Here is a 23,891-nt window from a genome sequence, read left to right as displayed (position 1 = left end):
CTTTAATTTGATTATATAATTTATAAACTTAATTCCTAAAATTTAAGAAAGAAGATAAAAATAAGAAATTCATAAAAGAAATCTTCTATTTTCTTGATTTTATATATTAGCTATTCTATATTGAATTATTTTCTATTTGAAATAAACCTTGAACATTGTATATTTTATCTATAGTTGTATTCAAACTAGTTATTATTACCGTTTTTATAACTATTGTCAAAGTTACACTTTTCTCATGCTCTATCTGAGCATAAAGCTTAGATGGCATATAAAATGCTACTGAAAAACTATTAGGTTTTCCATCAAATGCATAATAATTATCTATAGGATTTGGAGTATATGTTTTTCCATTATATATAAATTTTATTACATAAAAATAGTAAAAGCATCCAAAATAGCTATGGCTATTTACTTTTAAATTAAAGGAAACTATAGCGGGGTATATTATTTTTCCGTTAGTTATACTCATTGAAATTGATGCGTATGAAGGAACTATTATACTAAGTGAGAATAAGATTAAAACAGCTATTGGAAGTATTAACGATGCAATAATTAGTGTAACTTTCATAGATTGTATTAAGAAAATAATGGTAAATAAAACTCTTCAAAAGTTTACTTAGATATCCTTGTTAGTAGATAGACGAAAATAACTTAATTTCTACGTGAGAGACTTTCTGATCCTCAGATTATAGATTAGACAAGAATGGAATCCTTAGAAGTAGGAATTAATTATATACTCAGCAAGCTTTCTAAAACAATCTCTAAATAATAAAAAATTAATTGATGTTAGGTATACCGTAATATGTGATTTTTTTGTAGAATTTCTCTCTATGCATAACTTCAGATGCTACGCCTAGTATTAATGAAACTATTGACAATAATGGGAAAATGTAAGAAGCTCCTAACAGTATAATGTAAGCAATATTAATGAATCTAAAGTCTTTATTATATTTATTAGCTAATCCTGAATATATTTCCAATAAAGCTAAGATTTCAGGGACTATTAGATATACTAAGGAATGAGTTATGAAGAATCCTATTGGAAAACCTACAATGAATATTGTTCCTATAAATGAGATTGGAGTATCAGCATTATACCATGAAGGTGTGGATTTAAGCATATAAATCATGATTGATGATATTACTGAAAGTGATATCAATATTATACTTAGGTAGTAAAGTTGTGGAATAGCTAGTTCAATTAAAAGAGATAGAAGGCCTAAAGAGCCAAACAGCACCTCTCTGCTTAGCCAGGAAGATTTTAGATTCGCGATGACTCTAACGGCTCTCTCTTTTCTGTTTATGTGAAATATAGAAGGAATTAAACCAATAGCTAAGAGTAATAAACTAACTATTTGATAATAAGGAGCTTTTACTGCTAAGTAACCTAAGGAAATTTCTGATAATATTGTAAACAGTAATAGTTCTGTATGTCTTTCCTCTTTTCTGATCTTTAGAGGATTAGCCTTAATTTCACCTTCTTTTGTATTCTTAATTTCAAGTTTTGGTTTAGTTATTTCAAAAGGAGCGAGGAATTTTTCACCACCGTAATTAGGTTTGCTTAGCCATCCAAAGGCTAGAGCACCAGTAGGACAAGCTTCGACGCATAGAGGTAATCCTTGTTTATTCAATATTCTTTCTCTACAGAAGTGGCATTTGGTCATAATTCCTTCAGAATTAAATTTTGGTTCTTCATATGGGCATGCCCATGTACAATACCCACAACCTATGCATTCATCTTTATTAATGTAAACTATTCCCATATCATCTTTATGAATTGCATTAGCTGGACATACGTTCATACATTCTGGATTATCACAATGGTTACAAGCAATAGAAACTGCAACTTTAGTTCCGTCAATCTGAAATATTGGAAGTTCTCTCCAATTTAATCCTCCGTAAGCTTGATTGCAAGCGTTAACGCAAGCGTTACAGATGATGCATTTGTTAGGATCGAATATAAATCCTAGGCTCTCTTTTTCCATATAATAATATAATTATTTTTACATTATAAAGACTTGTATATAACAATACTTGATTTATTTAAGCAAATCTTTTAAAAATCTAAGTAACGTTTAATTAACAGGAAAAAATAGAATTATATATGGATTTACCTTTCTATAAGTTAGCGTTAGTTAGGAATTTGATAAGTAAAGTTATTGAGGAAAATCCTGAGGATTTAAAAGATTGGGAAATATCAAACGATGTAAGAGAAGATTTATGCTCACTAACAGATGAAGAATTAATAGAAAGCATAAGGGAGACAGAATATATAGTAAATAAGACTTTAAGCGAAGAAGAAATCATGAAGATAAAGGATAAGTTATCTACTCTCTGTCATTAATTATATGCCATACTCCAGATCCTTTAGCTGATAATTCGTCTTTACTATATCCTTCAACATCTACATATGCATATTTTTTAGTTTGCTTTATTACTTTTCCTATAAATTTAAATGGCGGATCTTTCATTTGCTTAATGAATAATATGTTAAATTGAATAGTAAAAGCGTCCTTTACTCCTAAGCTTTTTACTGCGTAACTTCCAGCGTAATCCATAGAAGCGAATATTATCGCACCATGAAGTATTCCTCCTATTCTAGTTAATTCATCTTTATAGTCTAAACTCAATTCAGCAAATCCTTTATCTACTTTAGTAAATTTTATTCCCATAAATCTGAATAATGCTTCATTTTTGTATAGTAATGAATTGAAATCTTCTTCCATCATATCTTTACGCCCATAAATCTATAGTAAAATTGCCTTGCAGCGCTAATTCTTTGGATGTCGTTTGTTCCCTCATAAGTTTTTAGTATTTGAATATCTCTAAGCAGTCTTTCTAAACCTGTTGACACTGAAACTCCGTATCCCCCATGCGCTGTCATAGCTCTTAATATTATTTTTTCAGCAGATTCTGTAGAGTGAAATTTAGCTAAAGATGCTATCATTATGTACTCATTCATTTTTTCTTTTTTATATAAAGTTCCAGCCCAGTAAGTAAGAAGTCTAGCAGTTTCTAAATCAGCTAAAGATTCGCTTATTTTCTGTTGAACAAGTTGAAATTCTGCAATCTTTTTATCAAAAGATTTTCTTTGTAAAGAATAATTCGATAGTTTTTCAAACGCTGATTGGCCTATTCCCAATGCTTGAGCTGAGACTATAGTTCTAGCGTAATCAAATGATTCTACTGCATATTTAAATCCTTGTCCTTCTTCTCCAACTAGGTTTTCCGCTGGTACTTTTACATCTTCTAGACTTATCTCAGCAGTGTGAGATGCTTTTAATCCTGTTGTTTCTATTCTGCTTAATACTTTTACATTTTCTTTTTCAACAAGGAACATGCTGATTCCTTTCCATCTAGCGTTAGGTTCTGATGGTGACGTTCTAGCTGTTATCAGATAATAATCTGCAAAATCTCCATTGGTAATGAATATTTTTCTAGCGTTTATTACATAGTGATCATTTATTCTTTTTGCTGTTGATTTCATTCCAGCTACGTCAGAGCCTGCATCTGGCTCAGTATTAGCAAAAGCTCCTATTTTTTCTCCAGTTGCAGTTTCTTTCAATTTTTTCTTTAAATCTGAATTTCCATACTTTAATAATGCTCTATTAACCATCCATTGTATAAGGAAAAATGTAGAAAATGAAGTCCAAATTCTTGAAATTTCTTCTGATGCAACCAATAAGGAAAGATAATCTCCCCCTTGCCCTCCGTATTCTGTAGGTACATCTAGACCGTAAAGTCCTATATTTTTAGCTTCTTCTTTAAGTTCTTTTGGAAGATCTCTTTCTTTTTCTCCTTTCTCTACGAATTGAGATATTTTAGTTTCAGAAAATTCTCTTATCGCTTCTCTCAGTAGTTCATGATCCTGGTTTAAATCTATAGTGAAGTCTTCGATTGATTTAAATGGAAAGACCATAAATATAATTAGTATTAAAAAGTTATAAATACTTAGTAACTAAATTAGGTAAGCTATGATATTTTTGGTAAATAATTTAATAAAAAATTAATGAGATTATTTTATAATAAAGAATATTTATCTCAAATTAAAAAATCATCATATGCTAAAATTAGTTTAAATTTTTTACTTATTTTTACATCATGACCCTTTTTTCATTGAGTCGACTAAACAATATTAAAAAACATAATAACAGTTATTGAAAACTTTCTTCTATTATATTGATATTTTTTATAATAAAGAAAACGTGACAAGATTTATTAGTAACAACAATAAAGGTATATTTTGAGAGTGATTCTTATTGCTCGAAATAAGATTTCATGGGAGAGGCGGACAAGGAGTTGTCACAGCCTCAAATCTTTTAGCTGTAGCTTCAGATTTAGATGGTTATTGGTCTTCGGCATTTCCAATTTATGGTGCTGAAAGAAGAGGTGCAGAAATAGAAGCTTATTGTAGAATAGATTCTAAACCAATAAGGGTAACTTCACCAATAGAGAATCCAGATTACGTAGTAATTTTAGATCCTACATTACTTAAAATATCTTCAAATCCTTTAAGAGGATTAAAAAAATCAAGCGTAATAGTTATTAATTCACCAGAAACTCCAACTTTCAATTATAGAACATTTTACACTAATGCTACACAAATAGCAGTAAACTTCGGTCTAGTAAAGTCAGGATGGCCATTAGTTAATATAATAATGCTAGGTTCACTGATTAAGGCAATAGGTAAAATATCCTTAAATTCATTAGAAAAAGCAATTGATGAAGAATTCGACGAAAAAATAGCTGAATCAAATAAGAAGGCAATAAGGTATGCGTATGAAAACACTAAAGAGGTGAAACTAGTTGTCGCTTGAATACCAATATTTTCCAGTAAGCAGACCCTCTAAAGGTGCAGGAGGAAAAACAGGAAATTGGAGAGTAGTAAGGCCAGTAGTAAACTTAGACAAATGTATAGGATGCAAAGCATGTTATTTATGGTGTCCTGAAGCAACAATAATACCAGGAGATAAGGTCAGTATAGATTATGAATACTGCAAAGGATGCGGAATATGTTCTAACGTGTGTCCAGTAAAAGCAATTCAAATGGTGAGCGAAGCATGATGAGTAAAGTAATTACCGGAAATGAGGCAGTAGCTTTAGGAGTTAAACTGTCAAGAGTAAAAGTTACAGGTATTTATCCAATAACGCCTCAGACTTATATCATTGAAGAATTATCAGAAATGAAAGCTAAAGGAGAACTTGAAGCAGAAATAGTAAGAGTTGAAAGTGAGCACTCTGCTATGGCAGCGACTTTTGGAGCAGCAGTATCTGGTGTTAGAGCTTATACTGCAACAGCTTCCCAAGGACTACTCTACATGCATGAAATGATATGGTGGGTAGCAGGAAGCAGGATGCCAATAGTTATGACTGTAGGAACCAGAGCTGTAGGAGCTCCGTGGAACATATGGAATGAACATACAGATTTTATGACTGAAAGAGATAGTGGATGGTTAATGGCTTTTGCATCAACGCCTCAAGAAGCTATGGATCTTACTATTCAAGCCTTCAAAATTACCGAAGACGAGAGAGTATTCTTACCAATGATGGTAGGAATGGATGGATTCATTTTATCACATACTAAAACCAGAGTTTACGTTCCTTCACAAGAAGAGGTAGATGAATTTTTACCATTAAGGAAACAGCCTTATGTTTTAGATCCTGAAGATCCAGTTTCTATGGGCAATTTATTCCAACCAATAGATTATATGAAATTCAGAGAATCTATCCATTTAGCCCAGATAAATTCTAAAAGAGTCATAGAAGAGATTGGAAAGGAATACGAAAAGAAAATAAATGTACTAGGAAATTACTCCTCACTTAATGAATCTTATAAATTAGATGACGCAGACTACGCTATAGTTACAATGGGGGCATGGTCATTAGATGCTATGCAAGCTATCGACGAGTTAAGAAACGAAGGATTAAAAGTAGGATTATATAGAATAAGGTATGTAAGGCCATGGGACGAAGAAGATATAAGAAAGAAATTATCAAACAAGGATAAAGTACTGGTATTTGACAGATCAATAAGTTTTGGAAGAGGAGGTCATTTATATCTAGAATTAAAATCTACATTACCAGATATTCCTATAAAAGGAGTGATAAGCGGATTAGGCGGAGTTTCTGTAGGAAAGGATGAAATGAAGTTCCTAATAAAGAAATTTGCAGAATCAAATCAAGTTAACGAATGGTTCTATCCATCAGAGGTGGAAAAAGTTGAGCTTAGGGACCCGAGACATATTAAATAAAGGAAGACTATTGTCAGGAACTTCAGCTTGTCCAGGATGTCCAGAAAATATTACGATGAGATTAGTAAGTACAGCATTAGGTAAAGATGCAGTATTTATCGTAGTAGCTGGATGTTCATCTATAATTCAAGGAATTGGACCAAACTCAGTCTATAATTATCCAGTGCTGAATATAGCCTTTGCAGCTGGTCCTTCAGCAGCTTCTGGAATGGCTAGAGCGTTTAAGATGAGAGGTAAAAAAGTAAAACCTGTAGTATGGGCTGGAGATGGTGGAACAGCTGATATAGGTTTTGCATCGTTAAGTGGAGCAGCAGAAAGAAATGAAAATATTCTGTATATTTGTGTGGATAATGAAGCTTACATGAATACAGGCGGGCATAGGAGTGGATCCACTCCATTGGGTGCTAAAACTCCTACTACTCCTGCAGGTAAAAAAGAAAACAAAAAAGATCTTCCATTGATAATGATAGCTCATCATGTACCATATGTTGCAACAGCAAGTGTTGGATATCCTCATGATTTAATGAATAAGATTGCTAAGGCAAAAGATAAGGATGGCTTCTCTTATGTACAAGTACTATGTCCAGATCCTTACGGTTGGCTATTTGATCCGTCTAAGACTGCTGAATTAGGAAAGTTAGCAGTTCAAACATGTTATTGGCCATTAATCGAATATAACGAAGGAAAACTTGAAATATCACCAGAAAGTTTGCATTGTTTAGATATTAGAACTAGAAAACCAGTAAAAGAATTCCTAAAAATGCAAGGAAGATATAGGAATGTTCCTGACGAGACAGTAAAAGAACTTGAAGATTATATAGATAAAATGTGGATAAGATTTAAGGAATTATACGAAGGAAAAATTAGTATATGATAAGATTCTTCTCCTTCTTTTTTACTCTAATTTGACCTCTTCTTCTTTTTTATCTTGATTCTCTTCAATATACTTTAGAATAGCATTTCTTATTACTTCAGATCTACTAACTTTATGTTCCTTAGCAAACAATTCTAACTTAGTAATTAGATCATCCTGCATTTTAACTGTTATAACTCTCATGATCCCTAAATTATTCTCGGTAATACCTATATTTAAACATTATGTATATAATCTAGGCTAAAGTATAGTTAATCCAGATTTTAAATTATATTTGAAATTTCTAAAGGCAAACTAGTGTCTTGGATACTTTATACTATTGAATGGTTCTGATTAAGGGAATAGGCTGAATTTTCAGACAAACTAAAGGCAAAACTAAGATAATATAATTTCTTGAATAACGGAATATTACGAAAGTAGAAATGCTAACAAAATTGTGATGTCTCTTATATTTCATAATATTGAGTGATTGTAGGTTTCTATAAGCTTTTACCTTATAACTTTTCACTGATTTTCTAAAATCTTTTTAGCTATTCTATAATGTACAGCATCAACTAATTTTCCTTCCACTGAAAGAGCTCCTTTCCCTAAAGAAGCATATTTTTCATACTCTTCCACAATTTTTTTAGCCCATTCTATCTCACTAGACGAATGAGAGAAGACTTCATTAGCAATAGTTACTTGATTAGGATGAATTACTTGTTTTCCTTCAAAACCTTGATTTTTTGCAGTAATGCATTCTTTTTTGAATCCTTCCAGATTTTTAACATCAAAATATACTCTATCTAAAGGGGATACTCCGTAAGTTTTTGCTGTAGTAGTTATTTTTAACCTAATGTATTCGCTCCAGCCTATGGTTTCTACGTCAGCATTTAGGCTGTCAGCTAAGTCTGCAGATCCCCAGCTTATTCCCAAAATCCCCTCACTTCTAATTACTTCTTCTATTTTTAATAATCCTTTTGCATTTTCTATTAGCGGAAATACTCTTTTTCCAGTCATCTTATAAATAAAAGATACGTCAACGTCGGCTTTTGGAATAACAATGCACTCTATTTTATCAATATTCATGACACTAAGTATGTCTTTCAAACTTTCTTTTGAATATAGTGGATTTATTCTTACGCATATTGTCCCTTTCAAGTCAGGAATTAAAGTAAGCATTTCTCTAGCTTTTTCTTTTTCTTGAGGAGGAACTGCATCTTCTAAATCAAAGATGAATGAGTCGGCAGGAATCTCTTGCGTTTTCTTAATCATCTTTTCATTATTACATGGAACAAAAAGTTGAGATCTAAACATAAATTAATTATTGTTCATAAACAAAAAAATTTTTATCAGTACTTATTTTCTCTTCACCTTTAGGCTGAAACACGGTTCATCATTTGATTAAACTAAATTATGCTAAGTTTTAAATTCATCTGCAAAATATTCTAGAAACTAAGGACAAATCCAATAAAGGATTAAATTCATCAAACTTATAGTTACGTATACCATTTGACTTCAATGGTTGTTCTACGGCTCTCTGATTGAGAGAAGGACTTAATTTTCAGATGCCTATAAACTACAACACTTATTTACTTTTACTTTTAATAAATTCACTCATCTTCTTTTTTGCTGAAGTATTTAGAGACATTAAGCTTAATTCTAAAATAGCTTTTTTTACTTTTTCCTTATCAGCTCTTAACCATTTCTTTATCGTTAATATAGAACTTACATCTATCTTAGATATTTTCTCTACTTGATTTCTTACTTCTTCTTCAAGATTGCTAGTTATTATATCTACTAACCCTAAACTCTTAGCTTCTTTAGCGTCAATTGAATCACCGGTAAGGGCTAACCTTGATATACTTCTTCCTATGAGACTTTGCCCAACAGAAATGGCCATTGGAGGAATTAATCCAAGTTTTCCTTCTGGGATTGAAAATTTAGCATCTTCAGTTGAAATTACTATATCACAAAATAGTAAGATTTCGCAACCTCCACCATAAGCTAGTCCATTTACTGCACAAATTATTGGTTTATTACTATCAATCATACTTTCAACAGCATCGTACAAAGTAAGGAAAAAATCTTCAGCTTCTTTCATATTCCTTAATTCGTACATAGCATGTATATCGTCTCCAGCTGAAAATGCTCTTCCATTACCTGTTAAGACTATTGTAGACATCTTAGGGTCAGCATTGCATATCCTTAGATTTCGAGCTAAAAGATACCAAGATTCTCTATCTAAAGCATTTAATTTTTCTGGTCTGTTAAAAATAATCCAACATTCTGATTCTTTCTTTTCTAATAAAACTTTCATATATTATAATACGAAGTTTCTCTTATTAATACATTTTGTAATAAATAGAAAAATATTTTCGGCGAATATTTATTTATAGATATAACTTAATTAGATAAATAATATTAAATATAAGCACTATGTAGATTCATGGAAAAACAAATAATTGGAATAATTGGACTAGGAAGAATAGGTTCAGGCATATGCATAAACTTAACTAATAAAGGCTATAAGGTAATGGGATACGACGTTAATAAAGTAGCATATAAGAATTGTATGGAATCCCAAAAGACTGGGTTATTTTATCCAGTAGAAAAAATTGAGGAAATAAAAACTCATGCAAATGTAATTATCCTTTCATTACCTACTGGAAAAGAAGTCTTGGATATTACAGAAAACTTATCGGACTTTAAAGGTATTATAATAGATACATCCACATTAAGTATTGAAGAACTTCACAAAATTCTTGACGTAGTATTAAAGAACCAGCTGAAATATTTTACATGCAGGCTAGAAAGAGGACCAAAAGAAGCTAGAGAAGGTACTTTAGCATTATATTGCGGAGGAAACAGAGATGAATTTGACTATTTATTAGACTTATTGAAGGATATTGGAGAACCAGTATATATAGGAAGTCATGAGCAAGCTACAATGCTAAAACTAATTAGCAACATGATTGGCACTGTTATGGTAGTTTTAAACGGTGAAATATCGTCAGTAATAAAATCTGCTAATATAGACTATGAGACTGCAATAAAAGCACTATCTATGGGAGGAGCGAATAACGTTCAATTCTTCAGACTATTATGGCAGTTAAAAAATGAGTATCAAGATTCTTTCTCATTAGATTTAGCTCAACATGTAGTAGAATTAGCGATAAAATCATCTAAAGATTATTATGGCATCAATTCGTTACCCTTAACTGAATTAGCAAATAATATAATGGTAATAGCTAAATCTTTGGGCTTCGGTAAAAAGGACGTTTCAGAAGTAGCTAAACTAAACGATATTATAAACAACATATCGAGTCAAGGAAAATAATTTTTTAAAATGTAAGCAATATTCTTTTAAATATTTTTAACTTTTTGGTAAACAATAAATATTATGAGGCTACTTATAATTATGTGTATTTGCTTGATGCTAATGAGTTGTTAAAGATAATGTAAGCTAGTGAAAAATACTATAAATCTGTAGGAAAAACAATAAAAGTATTAGTAATGAAATAAATCTAAAAGATATCATGCAAAAAGTTGATAAGAGTGGAATGAAAAGAGATTTTTCTTTAATTTTATATATTAAAATAATAATCATATAACCAAAACTGGGATTATAATTGCTTTGGAATCAGTCTATTTATAAGTAAAATTTATTAATCACACTAATAACACTATTAGTAATGAAATGGAGAATAGTTGGAATAATTCTAGCTATAGTAGTTATAGTAGCTGGAATTGGATTCTACGAATTATATTTCGTTAAAATAGCTCAAGCGTCTATACCTGCAGGAAAATTTATAAAAATAAGTAATGAGGATCTTGCTCCACCAGGTAAAATAATCGTAGTGGAACAATCTTGGTATGGATGTCCAGTAGGAGCTGCTGCTTCATGGGCTATTTATAATACTCTTAAAAACTATGGTAATATAAGCTACGAACTTCATACTTCTGATCCTGATCATAGCCCTGCAAATATACCTGGACTGATATTCCTTCATTTCAATTCTAGTTCTATTTTGCAATTTTACGTTGCATATGTTTATAATGAATATTTAAATGGATCTTATAATGGAACACCTATACCTAAAAACCAATTAATTCCAGTTGGAGAACAGATATTGAAAGAAGAATATCAGCAAATGGGAGTTCCTAATGCTAGCTTAGTATATCAGTTAATTATAAAATATGAAACAGAAGTTAACGTTCAGCAATACGGAAAACCAGCTGCTCTATACGTTAATCCTCAACACCTAAATTTTGCTATTCTAATTTCTGGTCCTGGTGGAACTTATATAGTGACAACTCCTATAGTTAATCCTACGATATTAGAAGGATATTCTCCAGGATATGTATTTGGCCATTTAGATCAATTCTCTGCTATTATTAATGCATCTAGTATGATACAAAATACTATATTGGACGCTGCTGGTCCGTTAGCAGGAGAATGTCCTACATAAGGAATTCTTTTTTAAAAAGATTTTTTAAAAAATAAGATTTAAAAAATAAGATTAGGATCTATTTATTTTCTTCTTTATTTCTTCTAATGATTCAGGATTTTCTAATGCGCTTGTATCTCCTATAGGTTTTCCTAGTACTATGGCTTTAATTAGTCTTCTCATAATCTTAGCATTTCTAGTCTTAGGTAATTCTTCTACTTTTACTATTTCTTTTGGAGCTAAAGCTTTACCTAACATGTCTTCTGTATATTTTTTAACTTCCTTTTCGTCTACATTTCCTACTATGAAGCACATAATTTCTTCTCCTTTCATTGGATCTGGAACACCTATGCATGCGCTTTCTACTACTCCTTTGAAGGAATCTATAATTTCCTCTACTTCTGCAGGTCCAACTCTTTTTCCTGCAACTTTTATTGTATCGTCACTTCTTCCTATAATATAATAAAATCCTTGAGGATCGTAGTAAGCTAGATCTCCGTGAATCCAGATATTTTCAACTTTTTTCCAATAAGTATCTAGATACCTGCTTCCATCGTCGTTCCAAAAGCCTCTAGTCATTCCAGGCCAAACGCTTAGGACTGCTAACTCTCCTTCTACGTTTGGTGGAACGTGATTACCAGACTCATCAATAATGTCAACTTGCATTCCGGGAGAAGGGCCATTAAATCCTGTAGGTTTAATTTCTCTTATTACGTAATTTCCTAATATACCTCCAGAAATTTCTGTTCCTCCTGAGTAATTAATTATTGGTCCTTCTCCTATTGCGTTATATAACCATCTCCAACTATCTGGATCTATTGGTTCTCCAGTATTTCCAGCTAATCTAACGTTCAATTTGCCTTTTTCTACTTCATTCTTAAATAAACGTATTGAACTAGCTGATAATCCTAAAACATCTAGTTTCATGTCTTCTATAAATTTAGTTAATGTATCATATCCTACGTATCCTTCGATCATTCCAATTTTTCCGTTAAGCAATAGAGATCCAAATATTGCCCAAGGTCCCATCATCCAACCTAAGTCAGTAATCCACATTAACGTCTCCTTCTTCTTTAAATCGAATTGAAAGTAAACATCAGCTGAAGCTTTTATGGGGAAACCATCGTGAGTATGAACGCAACCTTTTGGTTTTCCCGTAGTTCCGCTAGTGTAAATTATCATAAATGGATCTTCAGTTTCAGTATCTTCTATTCCGTCTCCAGCTGTTTTGATTACTTCTGAGTATTCTATTTCCTTAGATTCTTCTTTTCTCTCTATTACTATTTTGCTTACATTTAGCCCTTCTAAATTTTCTAACATTTTTATTTCTTTTCCTTTTCTTATTGTCTCATCTACCGTAAATATTGCCTTCATTTTACTATCTTCAGCCCTTATCCTTATTGGCTCTTTCCCAAAACCTGAAAATAGTGGAACTGCTATCATTCCAGCCCTAGCTATCCCTAATAACGTTGGCACTATTTCAGGAATCATTGGCATGTATATTCCTATTCTGTCTCCTTTTTGAAAACCGTTCTTCTTAAGCCAAGAGGAAATACCCTTAGCCTGGTTTAATACTTCAAAATAGGTTAGTTGCCTAGAATCTCCTTTTTCATTCATCCATTTTATAAAAACTTCTGAGGACTCTGGTATTTGATCACCTATATTCATTTTTCCTCCTATGAACCATTTAGGCCATTGTTTTCCTTTACTCAAATCTAGAACTCTATCGTACTGCTTAGAAAATCTTATCCCAATTAATTTAACAAAACTATCCCAAAATTCTTCTGGTTTTTCATATGTAAAAGAAATAAATTGTCTTAAATTTTCTATTTCATGATCTAGCATGAAGTTATAAACGTTACTCTTTTCCACCCATTCTTTGCTAGGGAACCAACTCATTTCAACCTCACTACTAATGGTATTCCATACTGTAGTATTTCAACTTCACTACCAATTTTTATATTGCCTTCTACTAAAGCCAGCAATCCGCCATTTACGTTTTCAAATCTTACTAAACCTATTACTTGAGGCTTCTCTAACTTATTTCCTTGGTCATCCTTATATACTATAGTATAAGTATCAAGATATGGTTTCTCTTTAACCTCTATGAATTCAGTCTGTACGAAACAATCTTCACAGTACAATCTAGCTGGAACGTACACTTTACCACATTTAGGACATTTTCCGCCAATTATTTTACCTTCTGAAAGGCCTTTAAGGAATTCTTCTCCAGCTACTCCAGCAGTATAATCATATTCTTCAGTTTCCATTACGTCTTTCCAGTTTAATAGATAATCATCCTTTCCTACTTTATCCCAACTCATTCTACCACCTTAAAGCATTCTATATCATTTACACTTCCTATTCTTTCTTCATTCCATACAGCTTTGACTTTTTTACCAAATACTGACATGTCTTTAACTTGCTCTAGATCAACGCATATTCTGTGAAAGATGCCAGGAAATACCCAATCATTATCTCTTGATGGAAATAGTCTTATAACTCCTACTATTTCTGGTTTTTCTAATCTTTCTCTAGTCCACGAAATATAGCTAGCCACTGCAGTCTCTACAATTCCCTCATCTTTTACTTCTATCCATTCATCAGTAGGCTTAAAACAATCATCACAATACATTCTCGGAGGTACGTAAACTCTTCCGCATTTATTGCATTTTCTTCCAATAATTTTCTTTTCCTTTAATCCGGCTAGGAATTTACTGTAGGCTTGCCCAGCAGTATATGAATATTTTGCATCTGGTTTATATTTTATTATATGTATCTTTTTTAGATCTTCTTCTTTTAAGGGTGTTCCATTCATGTACATCACCTCAATTTCTCATAACTACAACTGTTGAGGCTTGCATGAGATCGCCCCAAGCTTGGGCTAATCCAGTATGAACTGGTTTCTTAACTTGCATTTTCCCTGCAGTACCTTTTAACTGCCAATAAATGCTTATAGTTTTCATTAAGCCCGCAGCGGCTATAGGATTTCCTACTCCTAATAATCCCCCAGACGGAGAACTCGGAATATCTCCATCAATATCAAATACTCCTTCTTTTAGTAATTTTGGCGCATCTCCTCTTTTAGCAATCATTAAACCTTCTATATGGTGAAGTTCTTTATAATCGAAAGGATCGTAAGGTTCTATCACGTCAATTTCCTTGAAAGGATTTTCTATTCCTGCCATTCTATAAGCCATTCTAGCTGCATATTCTAGGTATCTAGGATAATACAAATCTCTTTGAATCCATTCTGTATTATCTAAAGCCCAACCTACTCCTTCAATCCAAACTGGAGTATCAGTATGTCTTCTTGCTACATCTTCACTGGTTATAACCATAGCTGCAGCTCCATCGCTTACTGGACTAGTATCTAATCTCTGAACGGGCCAAACTAGTACTTCACTGTTCAGAATATCATCTACTGTTAGATTAGCAGCAGCTTGAGCATAAGGATTGTTTAGAGCATTTCTCTTATTTTTCACTGAAACTAAAGCGATTTCCTCCTTACTAATCTTATTAACATGCATATAACGATGCATCTCCATTGCGAAGATCCATATTAAGTTAGGGTTAAGGGGTTTTTCAGTAATGGGATCCCAAATGTATTTAAATACTGATTGAGGATGAGGCCTTGCAGGGCTCATTTTTTCTTCTGCAATAGCTAAAACTTTTTCGCATAATCCACTAGCTACGTGATACCACGCTGATATAGGAACCATGACTCCAGTAGCTCCACCCACAAAAACTCTGCTCACCATTTTCTTTACACCTCCTGCATGAGCTAAATATTCTCCTTTCATGTGAACTCCATCGAAAGCATCTGGAGCACTTCCTATAACCACGCAATCTATATCTTTCAAGTCTAATCCTGCCTCATCTAATGCAGCCTTAGACGCTTCCCAGGCTAGTTCTTGAGGTGTTTCAAGCATTCTTCTTCTAAATAACGTTAATCCAGCTCCTATGACTGCTACCCTTCTAAAGTTAAGGTTTGTTTTCATTTTCTACTCACCACCAAAACACCGCCAGTGAATGTAGGAATGCCTCTCCAGCTTCCTACAATCGCGTTTTCTTCTCCATCTCTTAGATATGATATTGCATCTAAAAGTAACGATAATCCACTGGCTTCTAACGGTCTTCCAACAGAGAGAAGACCACCTAAAGGATTCACTGGTATCTTTCCTCCAGGATAAAATTGTCCTTCTCTAAGATCTTCTTTTACGTTTTGGGATAATCCTAATGCTTCTATGTGTTCTAGTTCCTTGTAACTGTAAGTATCGTCTATGAAGGCGGATTTTATTTGTTTAGGATTAATTTTAGCCATTTGATAAGCTTTCTTAGAGGCTATTTTTAGGTAATTTGCTTCTCCTAATTCTGAAAGTTCTAGTGTAGAGTCAGATGCAAACGATGCTCCAGTAATCCATATAGGAGTATCTGTATATTTTCTAGCTACTTCTTCGCTGGCTAATACAATTACTATTGCTCCATCTACATATCTTGAAATGTCTAACTCAGTTAGTGGATATACTACGTATTCTGAGTTCATTACATCGTCTATTGAAAGTTTAGATGCGAAAGATGCTCTAGGATTTTTTAATCCGAGTTCTTTGTTTTTTGCTACAACGTAAGCTAAGTCTTCTCTTTCAATTTTAGACTTTTGCATATATTTTACAGCTTCTAATCCAGCTAAGAAGTTACAATTTTTAGCTCCTATTCTTCCATATATTGGATCATGTCCGAATTCTATTATGTGATTAAGACTAAGTATGTCGCTTGGTTTTGCATGAGCTTCTACTGTAGTTATATTAGATAATCCAGATGATATGTGCATTATTCCATGTACTATTCCTTGTATTCCGTCTCCAGTTACTGTCATAGTTGGTCTCATTGCTCCTCCTATTGGGTCTGGTGCGAATTCGTCAGAAATACTAATTCCTTCCCAAAAGTCTTCTTGACATGAAATGAAAGTATCTACGTCTGTTCTAGGATTTATATTAGCTTCTTCGTAAGCTCTTGTAGACGCTTCGAACATCATTTCTCTGAAAGAACTGTCTTTTATGCTTGGTTTAAATCCGTACCAACCTACTCCTATTATTCCGATTTTCATAAAAAACACAAGTTAATTTTGTCTCGATTATTAAAAAGATTTTCTTTCTATGGAAAGAATTACATTATACTTTCTATTCCTTTATTTCTTAAATAACGATAAATTATATTCAGTTGTACTTCGTCTGTTCCTTCACCTATTCTAGTAACTCTAATATCTCTATAAGCCCTTTCAGTTCTTGTTCCTTTAGCATAACCTAATCCACCCATTATTTGTACTGAATTATCTATAATTTCTTGAGATATATTACTTGACAGGAATTTAAGTGAAGAAATCTTATCTTCATTTTTCTGTAAATTCTCTAAACCATCATTAGTAATTTCTCTCATAAGAGACTTGACTGCGTTTAAATACGCTATGTTTTTTGAAAAATACCATTGAATCCCTTGTTTTTCTATTAATTTTGTTCCAGCAATATCTCTATTCAATGCCCATTCATATGCCTCTGCTAGTGATCCTTCAGCTAATCCTATAGCAATAGCTGATATAGCGACTCTTCCTACTAATAAAGCGTACTTTACTACTTTCCATCCGTCATTTATGTCTCCTAGTATGTTATCTTCTTCTACTACGCAATCATTTATTTCCAATTCAGCTGTTCCAGTTCCTCTATTTCCTGAAACTTCTATTTTATTACTTTTTATGCAATTTGATCTTGGAACTACAAATACTGATAACGTTTTATTCCTTAACTTTGGATCTCCAGTTCTAGCTACTATTAGATAAACATCAGCATAGAGCCCTTGAGTAGTCCACATTTTTCTTCCAGATATTTTCCAGTAACTTCCATTTTTCTCTGCTTTAGTCATTATTTTGCCAGTATCGCTTCCACAACATGGCTCACTTAAGCCGAAGCCTCCTATTAATTTACCTTTAGTCAGTTTGTCTAGATATTCTCTTTTTACTTTATTATTACCGAATACTCTTATCGGTTCTATAACTAGTTCCCCTTGAGCATCTTGAATTAATGCTGTAGATCCGCTTATTTTTGCTATTTCTTCAATGATTGACACTGTATCACTTAAGTTCAATCCTTCATATAATGGAGATAAAAATCCTAAATCTCCCATTTTGCTTACTAAATCTCTAGGATAATAATCTTCTCTATCAATTTTTTCCGCTATTGGTTGTATTTCTCTTTTAATGAACTCTTTTAATGAACTTATAACTATCTCGCTCATAATTTTCTTTACGTATTACATGTTAATAAAGTAGAATGTAAAAACTATTTAACTATCTTTAAATAATTTATTATTTATGGAAGCCCAATTTTATAGCCTAGAGAACATAAGAAGAATGACTGAAGAAGCAATAAAAGATCCTGAAAAATTCTGGGGAAGTAAGGAAAATTTAATTAGCTGGTTTAAAAAACCTTCAAAAGTAAGAGAAGGAGAACCTCCCAATGAACGATGGTTCGTAGATGGATTAACCAACATTTCCTTTAATGCAGTAGATAGGCATATGGATATAGCTGAAAAAACAGCATTTTATTGGATAAATGAAAATTTAGAAACAAAAAGTATAACTTACAGAGATTTGTACTGTGAAGTAAACAAGGCTGCTTACGTACTAAAAGAGTTAGGAGTGAAAAAAGGAGATAGTGTATCCTTATTAATGCCCAGCATACCGGAAGCAGTGTACTTTTCTCTCGCAACTCATAGATTAGGTGCAGTATTAGTAATTCATTATATAGGTTTAAGTGAAGAAACTTTAAACTTTAGATTAATTGACTCAAACTCAAAAATATTTGTAGTAGCTAGCAAAGCATTTAGAAACGGAAAAGAGATAAGAATAAAGGATTTTGTAGATAAGCTTCTTGAAAATAGAAACACACCAGTAGAAAAAGTTCTAGTAGTAAAAAGGGGATATGATGATTTCACCGTTAATAATAGAGATGTAATTTACGAAGAAGTTAAACCTAGAGGTAAAGTATTTGTATACCCCAAGGAAGTTGAATCCAATTCCCCTTCAACCATTTATTATACTTCAGGAACTACAGGAAGACCTAAGGGACTGTATCATTCTACAGCTGGATATGTAATAGCATTAAATTGGACATTTAAAATGCTAATGAATCCAAAAGACAATGAAGTTTGGTGGACAATTTCAGAATTAGGTTGGCCAGTTTGGCCTATGGCTAATCTTTACGTTATTCCAGTAATGGGATTAACTGGAGTACTATACGAAGGGTATATAGGATATAAAACTGATATGTTTTCAAGAATTGTAGAAAGATTCGGTGTTAACTTAGTTTGGAGCTCTACTACTACTCTTTATTCGCTGAAAAGCATGGGCGAAGAGTCAGTAAAATCTGGGGATACCTCTACGCTAAGGCTTATTTTGAATACTGGAGAACCACTTAATAAAGGAGCATGGAAATGGCTAAGAGATAACCTACCTACAGTTATTATAGCAGATGCTTACTGGATGACAGAACATTTGTATCCCGTAGGATGTACGCCAATGGGATTAGGTGAAATTCCTTATAAACCTGGCTCTGCAGGAATAAAACCACCAGGATCCGATTTTCTAATCTTAGACGACGATGGGAAGCCTCTTCCACCTGGAAGGAAGGGATATATAGTCTTGAAGCCTATCAGTCCTGCTTTAGCTAAAATGCATAATGATCCATCTGGAGAAAGAATGTTGAAGACTTACTGGTCTAGATTCCCTGGTTATTTCTATACTGGTGATTACGGTTACGTGGATGAAGACGGTTATTTATATGTGCTTGGTAGAGCTGACGACGTAATAAAGTCTGGTGAGAGAATAGGAACTTTAGAGATTGAAAGCGTAGTAGCTTCTCATCCTGCTATCTCAGAGGCTGCAGTAATAGGATATCCAAAAGAGAAAGAGGGAGGAGAAGAAGGTATTCTAGTTTTAGCTGTTCCAGCTAAAGGCTATGCAATGACTGAAAAACTAGAAAATGACCTTAAAGACTACTTAAGAAATAGCGGATATATAATCGATAAAATAGTCCTGGTTAATAAATTGCCTAAGACGAAGAGTGGAAAGATAATGAGAAGATTAATTAGAGCAGTAGTTAGAAAAGAAGATACTGGCGACATTTCAACTTTAGACGATCCAGAAATTCTAGAAGAGCTTAGAAGGGCTATAGAATCATAGTTTACTATTATACAGCAATTAAATACAATAAATTTAGATATTGTTGTATACATAAAATATTTTGGAAGTTAATAACTTTTTATAAACTTAAATCTATGTCAGACCTCAAAATAGAAAGTGAAATTTATGACGGACAGCACTAGCCTACATCTAATATAGGTTAAAATATACTAACATTTTTCAATTTATATGCCAAATTAAAGTCATTTCTAAATCCTTTATTTAATAAATTTTTTGCTTTTTCAAAATATGTATTAAGGTTTTTATTGATTAATTACTTTAAGATAATTATGAATATTGTTGTTGGTTTTAAAATAGTTCCAGATGATACAATGGTGAAAGTGTCTGGAGATAAACTTCTCCTAGATGTTCCACTAAAGATCAGCACATACGATAAGAACGCGATCGAGGAAGGTATTAGATTAAAAGAGCAGTTTGGCGGGAAAGTAACTGGAATAACTGTTGGAAATAATGATAGAAAAAGCATTAGAGAAGCTTTAGCTATGGGTATTGATGAGGCAATAGTGATAAATAGTAAAAATCTAGACGTTTATGGTACTTCTTTAGCTATTTCTGAAAATATAAAAAGTATAAATCCAGATATTATTATTTTTGGAGAACAAACAGTAGATAGTGGAACTTCAGGAGTACCGGGTTATGTAGCAGAACTTTTAAGTCTACCTTACATCTCGAATGTTAAATCATTAAAGATTGAAGGCAAGAAAATTACCGCAGATAGAGGAATGGTAAGTTACTTAGAGACAGTTGAAGGAGAATTACCGCTTATAATTTCTGTAGGTGGAGAAATAAATACTCCAAGAATACCTAGTGTAAAACAAATTATGGAATCATCAAAGAAACCAGTAAAAGAAGTAAACTTCGAAATAGAACCAAAAAGTAAAGTTTCAGAAGTTAAACCTTTGCAAGTTAACAGGAAAAAAGTGGTAATAGAAGGAAATATAAATGAAGCAGTAGATAAATTGATAGAAAAACTAAAAGAGGATGGAGTGTTATGAAAGTAGTCCTATTTTCAGAAAGTCCCCCACACTATAGAATGATTTCAGCAATAGCTCAAAGCCTAAACGCTGACGAAATAATAGGTGTATCAGCTCAACCATTCAAATTTACTCATAGACTTCTTCAATATGACAAACCAAATGATGACGGCTTAGTAGACCTTATTACTAGTTTAAATCCAGACCTAGTTATAACGGGAAGCGTTAGAAGAGACAGAGCAGTAGCTTCTAGAGTAGCTGGAAGAATGAAAACTGCATATATTCCAGATGGCGTTATGGTAAAATTAAATGGAAGTAACATAATTGTAAACAGAGGAGCTTACAGTGGAATAGCATTAGCTCAAGTAGAATCTAATTTGCCAGCAGTAATAACGATAGCAGGAACGTCTCTTCAGCCAAAGGAAATGGACACTAAAATAGAGAAAGTTCAGTTAAATCAAGGTAGAATAAAAACTATAAGCGTTAAACCTACATCTTCTGGAGCAAATCTAGCATCAGCAGAAATTGTAGTAGGAGTAGGTAGAGGAATAGGTTCGAAAGAGAACGTAAAATATGCTGAAGAATTAGCTTCATCTTTAGGTGGAGTAGTTGGAGGTAGTAGACCGGTAGCTGCTGATTTGAACTGGGTTTCAGAGGATAGGCAAATAGGATTATCAGGACTTAGAATAAGGCCTAAACTTTACATAGCTTTAGGAATTTCAGGTCAACCTCAGCATATAGCCGGTATAAGAGATTCAAAAATTATAGTTGCGGTAAATAAAGATAAGGATGCTCCAATATTAGATAATGCAGATTATCTAGTAGTTGCTGACGCTGTAGAATTTTGTAAGGTTTTCAAAGAAAAGATAGAGCAATTAAAGAAAAAATCATAAATATTTATTTTTATTATCTATTTCGTAACATTCAGTTTCACTTAATATATAATACCTGCTTCTTGTATCTTTCAAACAAACTTCAGTTTCGATTAGTCCTTTCTCCTTAAGAATTTTTAATGCCTCCCTTAAAGTTCTTTCTGGCAAATACGTTTCTTCTTTTAATTCATTAAAAGTTAATTTCTTCTTCATTTCTAACACTTTATAAACTAATTTAGCAGAACAAGGTAATGAAGAAACTCTTTTGTCCATAATTTTAATGATATTAATAAGCTAAAAAGTTTATATTTAGCTTATAGTTGAAAAGTATATAATTATCTAGTTATTAAATTAGACAAATTAAAAGAAGAAAGGCAGAACAACATTTGTCTGCTCACTTAAGATATCAAGAATTTTGTAGATCTTATGACATTAACTAGTTTCATAATTGTCTAATTTACCTTCAAATCTAATGGGTACTAATTCCTCTATAGTTGTCTTTTTATCTAATGCAGAAGTTTTAAGTTCAATTTCAAGAAAATATGTTATATCTTGAAAGTCTGTAATACCCACTATTCTTCCGCCTAATATCTTATATAATTTAAATATTGATTCTGGTGTTAAGTCTATAAACTCTATTGGTTCTTTAGCTTTAAGATCAATCTCTTTTGTTACGGTACCACTACTATTAGATTTAATTAATGTAATTTGATAATTATAACGAGGTGGATTTAATTCATATCTATTAGTTTTAACTAAAAGTTTTACTTCGGCTTCTTTTGCTTTTACAAATTGGGAATCTAATATCACTTCAAATCTTTCTGATCCGGTGGGATTAATTTCAACCCTAACTAAATCACCCTCTGGTAATGTTACATCAATGACTCTATGTTCAAAAGTGTAAGGTGCGTTAGGATTAATGTAAGTAATATAAACATCTTTACACCAATCCTCATCTACACGATAAGCATAAGCATATAAAAAGCAATGACCACCATGGAATGCAAATAGGTAGGAAGAAGAATTTGAGTTTTCTAATTCTGATAATTTGATGCTAGCTTCTGGATAAAAATCCTTTACTCTTGCTGAATAACCCCCAGGATACATTCCTCTTCCTATTAATAAGTAACCAGATGTAACTTTTAATGGTGTTTTTGTATCCAAAGCGTTAGTAATCTTATAGTACTTCTCTCTTACATCTCTATCTCGTATCCGAAATAACAAAAATACTACTATCATAAGAGAAAAAAATGTAATTGCCAGAACAATAGGATCGATCAAATTAGAAAACCCTGTTTTAAAAGCGATATAATTTACCATTAAAAGACCAAATAGTCCAGCTCCTACTGAGAAAATCACTCTGGGCATAGTTCCTTTATAAGTCCTACCATAAATTCTTTTTATCATTATTTAATTTTCTTCTAATTTGATTTAAAGTTTTTGTTTAATGTTATAAGATACTTCAAAAATAATTTATTAGAAATAAATCATAAAACACTTTATTGATAATATGATCATACTCCTTTTAATACAAAAAAGGTATAAAACATAAGATGATAAGGTCTAAATTAATCCTAACTGAAATATTGCAAGCAATATCATTTCTACCTACTTAGAAGTAAAAAATCTTATTACTTCAAATTCTGGAAAAAGGAAAGAAATAAAAAAATTCTTATCAAGAATACTGATAAGATGAGTAAAAGTGTGAAAAGAATCCGTCACAATAGTTCACACATATTTCAAAGTACTTTTTATATTATTCTATGTTAAAAGTAAATTCATGGAACTAAGTAATTACGCTAAATCTCTTGGAGTTAATTTAGAAGAAGTCAGAGAACATTACGCTAGGGTATCTTGTAAAGTAACAAAAGAACATTTAAATCTTCACAATACAGCACATGGTTCCTTAATATTTTCATTAGCTGATATAGCGTTTGAAATTATTAGTAATTATAATAGAGACTCAGTAGCTTTGCAGATGAGCATTTATTTTAGAAAACCAGCTAAAGAAGGAGACAAAATAATTGCTGAAGCTTTTGAGGAGAGCGAAGGCAAAACCACATCATTATATAAGATTTTAGTGAAAAATGAAGAAGGAAAAGAAATAGCATCTGTCAATGCTTTGGTGTATCACTTGGATCAAAATAAATAAGACATATAGTAAAAATTCATTAATTGAAAGGTGATAGGACAAATGTAGGTGATGCATTATTTAGTATATTTCTTATCTATTGCA

Annotated in this window: 26 protein-coding genes; 11 read left to right on the top strand and 15 right to left on the bottom strand. The window is 32.3% G+C overall.

Going from position 1 to position 23,891, the window contains the following annotated elements:
• Positions 1–115 precede the first annotated feature (115 nt).
• Both B6F84_RS00975 and B6F84_RS00970 read right to left on the bottom strand, forming a co-directional pair.
• A complete protein-coding gene (locus B6F84_RS00975; protein ID WP_148690485.1) occupies positions 116–568 on the bottom strand; it encodes a hypothetical protein in 453 nt (150 codons plus the stop codon).
• Between the two features lie 208 nt (positions 569–776).
• Positions 777–1,985: a DmsC/YnfH family molybdoenzyme membrane anchor subunit gene (locus B6F84_RS00970; RefSeq protein ID WP_148690484.1), complete on the bottom strand. Its 1,209-nt coding sequence runs from the start codon at positions 1,983–1,985 to the stop codon at positions 777–779.
• 119 nt (positions 1,986–2,104) lie between these two features.
• Here B6F84_RS00970 and B6F84_RS00965 point away from each other — a divergent pair, with 119 nt between their 5' ends.
• Positions 2,105–2,344, top strand: a complete 240-nt coding sequence (locus tag B6F84_RS00965) for a hypothetical protein (RefSeq protein WP_148690483.1) — start codon at positions 2,105–2,107, stop codon at positions 2,342–2,344.
• Here the strand turns inward: B6F84_RS00965 and B6F84_RS00960 are convergent.
• Positions 2,328–2,729, bottom strand: a complete 402-nt coding sequence (locus B6F84_RS00960; RefSeq protein ID WP_148690482.1) for a PaaI family thioesterase — start codon at positions 2,727–2,729, stop codon at positions 2,328–2,330. The genes B6F84_RS00965 and B6F84_RS00960 overlap by 17 nt on opposite strands.
• The gene (locus B6F84_RS00955; RefSeq protein ID WP_148690481.1) at positions 2,726–3,919 is read right to left on the bottom strand and encodes an acyl-CoA dehydrogenase family protein; all 1,194 of its coding nucleotides are present in this window, start codon (positions 3,917–3,919) and stop codon (positions 2,726–2,728) included. The genes B6F84_RS00960 and B6F84_RS00955 overlap by 4 nt, the downstream gene beginning before the upstream one ends.
• A 340-nt stretch (positions 3,920–4,259) precedes the next feature.
• Here B6F84_RS00955 and B6F84_RS00950 point away from each other — a divergent pair, with 340 nt between their 5' ends.
• From B6F84_RS00950 to porB, 4 genes are read left to right on the top strand one after another with little or no spacing between them, the layout of a single operon-like run.
• The gene (locus B6F84_RS00950; RefSeq protein ID WP_148690480.1) at positions 4,260–4,817 is read left to right on the top strand and encodes a 2-oxoacid:acceptor oxidoreductase family protein; all 558 of its coding nucleotides are present in this window, start codon (positions 4,260–4,262) and stop codon (positions 4,815–4,817) included.
• Positions 4,807–5,064 carry a 4Fe-4S binding protein gene (locus B6F84_RS00945; protein ID WP_148690479.1) on the top strand — a complete coding sequence of 86 codons (258 nt, stop codon included), beginning with the start codon at positions 4,807–4,809 and terminating at the stop codon, positions 5,062–5,064. The genes B6F84_RS00950 and B6F84_RS00945 overlap by 11 nt, the downstream gene beginning before the upstream one ends.
• Positions 5,061–6,251: a transketolase C-terminal domain-containing protein gene (locus B6F84_RS00940; protein WP_148690478.1), complete on the top strand. Its 1,191-nt coding sequence runs from the start codon at positions 5,061–5,063 to the stop codon at positions 6,249–6,251. Before B6F84_RS00945 ends, B6F84_RS00940 begins: the two co-directional genes overlap by 4 nt.
• Complete coding sequence (porB, locus tag B6F84_RS00935; RefSeq protein WP_148690477.1) at positions 6,220–7,125, top strand: pyruvate synthase subunit PorB; 906 nt, start codon at positions 6,220–6,222, stop codon at positions 7,123–7,125. Before B6F84_RS00940 ends, porB begins: the two co-directional genes overlap by 32 nt.
• Before the next feature lie 21 nt (positions 7,126–7,146).
• Here the strand turns inward: porB and B6F84_RS00930 are convergent, their stop codons facing one another.
• The 3 genes from B6F84_RS00930 to B6F84_RS00920 form a co-directional block, all read right to left on the bottom strand.
• Positions 7,147–7,308: an aCcr1 family cell cycle regulator gene (locus B6F84_RS00930; RefSeq protein ID WP_236748997.1), complete on the bottom strand. Its 162-nt coding sequence runs from the start codon at positions 7,306–7,308 to the stop codon at positions 7,147–7,149.
• A 321-nt stretch (positions 7,309–7,629) separates the two neighbouring features.
• Complete coding sequence (locus B6F84_RS00925; RefSeq protein ID WP_148690475.1) at positions 7,630–8,421, bottom strand: HpcH/HpaI aldolase/citrate lyase family protein; 792 nt, start codon at positions 8,419–8,421, stop codon at positions 7,630–7,632.
• 271 nt (positions 8,422–8,692) lie between these two features.
• A complete protein-coding gene (locus B6F84_RS00920) occupies positions 8,693–9,424 on the bottom strand; it encodes an enoyl-CoA hydratase/isomerase family protein (protein WP_148690474.1) in 732 nt (243 codons plus the stop codon).
• Positions 9,425–9,553: 129 nt separating this feature from the next.
• Between B6F84_RS00920 and B6F84_RS00915 the strand changes: the two genes are divergently transcribed.
• Positions 9,554–10,444 (top strand): NAD(P)-dependent oxidoreductase, encoded by an 891-nt coding sequence (locus tag B6F84_RS00915; protein ID WP_148690473.1) that lies wholly within the window; start codon positions 9,554–9,556, stop codon positions 10,442–10,444.
• Positions 10,445–10,799: 355 nt separating this feature from the next.
• Positions 10,800–11,576, top strand: a complete 777-nt coding sequence (locus tag B6F84_RS00910) for a DUF929 domain-containing protein (protein WP_148690472.1) — start codon at positions 10,800–10,802, stop codon at positions 11,574–11,576.
• 51 nt (positions 11,577–11,627) lie between these two features.
• On the opposite strand, the gene B6F84_RS00905 is transcribed toward B6F84_RS00910, so the two are convergent.
• From B6F84_RS00905 to B6F84_RS00880, 6 genes are read right to left on the bottom strand one after another with little or no spacing between them, the layout of a single operon-like run.
• Positions 11,628–13,454, bottom strand: a complete 1,827-nt coding sequence (locus tag B6F84_RS00905) for an AMP-binding protein (protein ID WP_148690471.1) — start codon at positions 13,452–13,454, stop codon at positions 11,628–11,630.
• The gene (locus B6F84_RS00900) at positions 13,451–13,879 is read right to left on the bottom strand and encodes a Zn-ribbon domain-containing OB-fold protein (protein WP_148690470.1); all 429 of its coding nucleotides are present in this window, start codon (positions 13,877–13,879) and stop codon (positions 13,451–13,453) included. Before B6F84_RS00900 ends, B6F84_RS00905 begins: the two co-directional genes overlap by 4 nt.
• Positions 13,876–14,373: a Zn-ribbon domain-containing OB-fold protein gene (locus B6F84_RS00895; RefSeq protein ID WP_148690469.1), complete on the bottom strand. Its 498-nt coding sequence runs from the start codon at positions 14,371–14,373 to the stop codon at positions 13,876–13,878. Before B6F84_RS00895 ends, B6F84_RS00900 begins: the two co-directional genes overlap by 4 nt.
• Positions 14,374–14,383: 10 nt before the next feature.
• The gene (locus B6F84_RS00890; RefSeq protein ID WP_148690468.1) at positions 14,384–15,556 is read right to left on the bottom strand and encodes a thiolase domain-containing protein; all 1,173 of its coding nucleotides are present in this window, start codon (positions 15,554–15,556) and stop codon (positions 14,384–14,386) included.
• The gene (locus tag B6F84_RS00885; protein WP_148690467.1) at positions 15,553–16,662 is read right to left on the bottom strand and encodes a thiolase domain-containing protein; all 1,110 of its coding nucleotides are present in this window, start codon (positions 16,660–16,662) and stop codon (positions 15,553–15,555) included. Before B6F84_RS00885 ends, B6F84_RS00890 begins: the two co-directional genes overlap by 4 nt.
• Before the next feature lie 59 nt (positions 16,663–16,721).
• Positions 16,722–17,843: an acyl-CoA dehydrogenase family protein gene (locus tag B6F84_RS00880; protein ID WP_148690466.1), complete on the bottom strand. Its 1,122-nt coding sequence runs from the start codon at positions 17,841–17,843 to the stop codon at positions 16,722–16,724.
• Between the two features lie 76 nt (positions 17,844–17,919).
• Between B6F84_RS00880 and B6F84_RS00875 the strand changes: the two genes are divergently transcribed.
• The 3 genes from B6F84_RS00875 to B6F84_RS00865 all read left to right on the top strand — a co-directional run bounded on the left by B6F84_RS00875 (position 17,920) and on the right by B6F84_RS00865 (position 21,676).
• Entirely contained in the window at positions 17,920–19,788 is a 1,869-nt protein-coding gene (locus B6F84_RS00875) for an AMP-binding protein (RefSeq protein WP_148690465.1), read from the top strand.
• A 290-nt stretch (positions 19,789–20,078) separates the two neighbouring features.
• Positions 20,079–20,804 carry an electron transfer flavoprotein subunit beta/FixA family protein gene (locus B6F84_RS00870; protein WP_148690464.1) on the top strand — a complete coding sequence of 242 codons (726 nt, stop codon included), beginning with the start codon at positions 20,079–20,081 and terminating at the stop codon, positions 20,802–20,804.
• Positions 20,801–21,676: an electron transfer flavoprotein subunit alpha/FixB family protein gene (locus B6F84_RS00865; protein ID WP_148690463.1), complete on the top strand. Its 876-nt coding sequence runs from the start codon at positions 20,801–20,803 to the stop codon at positions 21,674–21,676. Before B6F84_RS00870 ends, B6F84_RS00865 begins: the two co-directional genes overlap by 4 nt.
• Here the strand turns inward: B6F84_RS00865 and B6F84_RS00860 are convergent.
• Together B6F84_RS00860 and B6F84_RS00855 are read right to left on the bottom strand one after the other, a co-directional pair.
• Entirely contained in the window at positions 21,671–21,928 is a 258-nt protein-coding gene (locus tag B6F84_RS00860; RefSeq protein WP_148690462.1) for a winged helix-turn-helix domain-containing protein, read from the bottom strand. The genes B6F84_RS00865 and B6F84_RS00860 overlap by 6 nt on opposite strands.
• A 159-nt stretch (positions 21,929–22,087) precedes the next feature.
• Complete coding sequence (locus B6F84_RS00855) at positions 22,088–23,062, bottom strand: hypothetical protein (protein ID WP_148690461.1); 975 nt, start codon at positions 23,060–23,062, stop codon at positions 22,088–22,090.
• 373 nt (positions 23,063–23,435) lie between these two features.
• On the opposite strand from B6F84_RS00855, the gene B6F84_RS00850 reads away from it, so the two are divergent.
• Positions 23,436–23,807, top strand: coding sequence for a hotdog fold thioesterase (locus B6F84_RS00850; RefSeq protein ID WP_148690460.1), 372 nt, complete (start codon positions 23,436–23,438; stop codon positions 23,805–23,807).
• Positions 23,808–23,891: the final 84 nt, after the last annotated feature.

This window comes from Acidianus manzaensis, assembly GCF_002116695.1.
Lineage (GTDB): Archaea > Thermoproteota > Thermoprotei_A > Sulfolobales > Sulfolobaceae > Acidianus > Acidianus manzaensis.
This window is presented reverse-complemented; position numbering and strand designations above follow the sequence as displayed.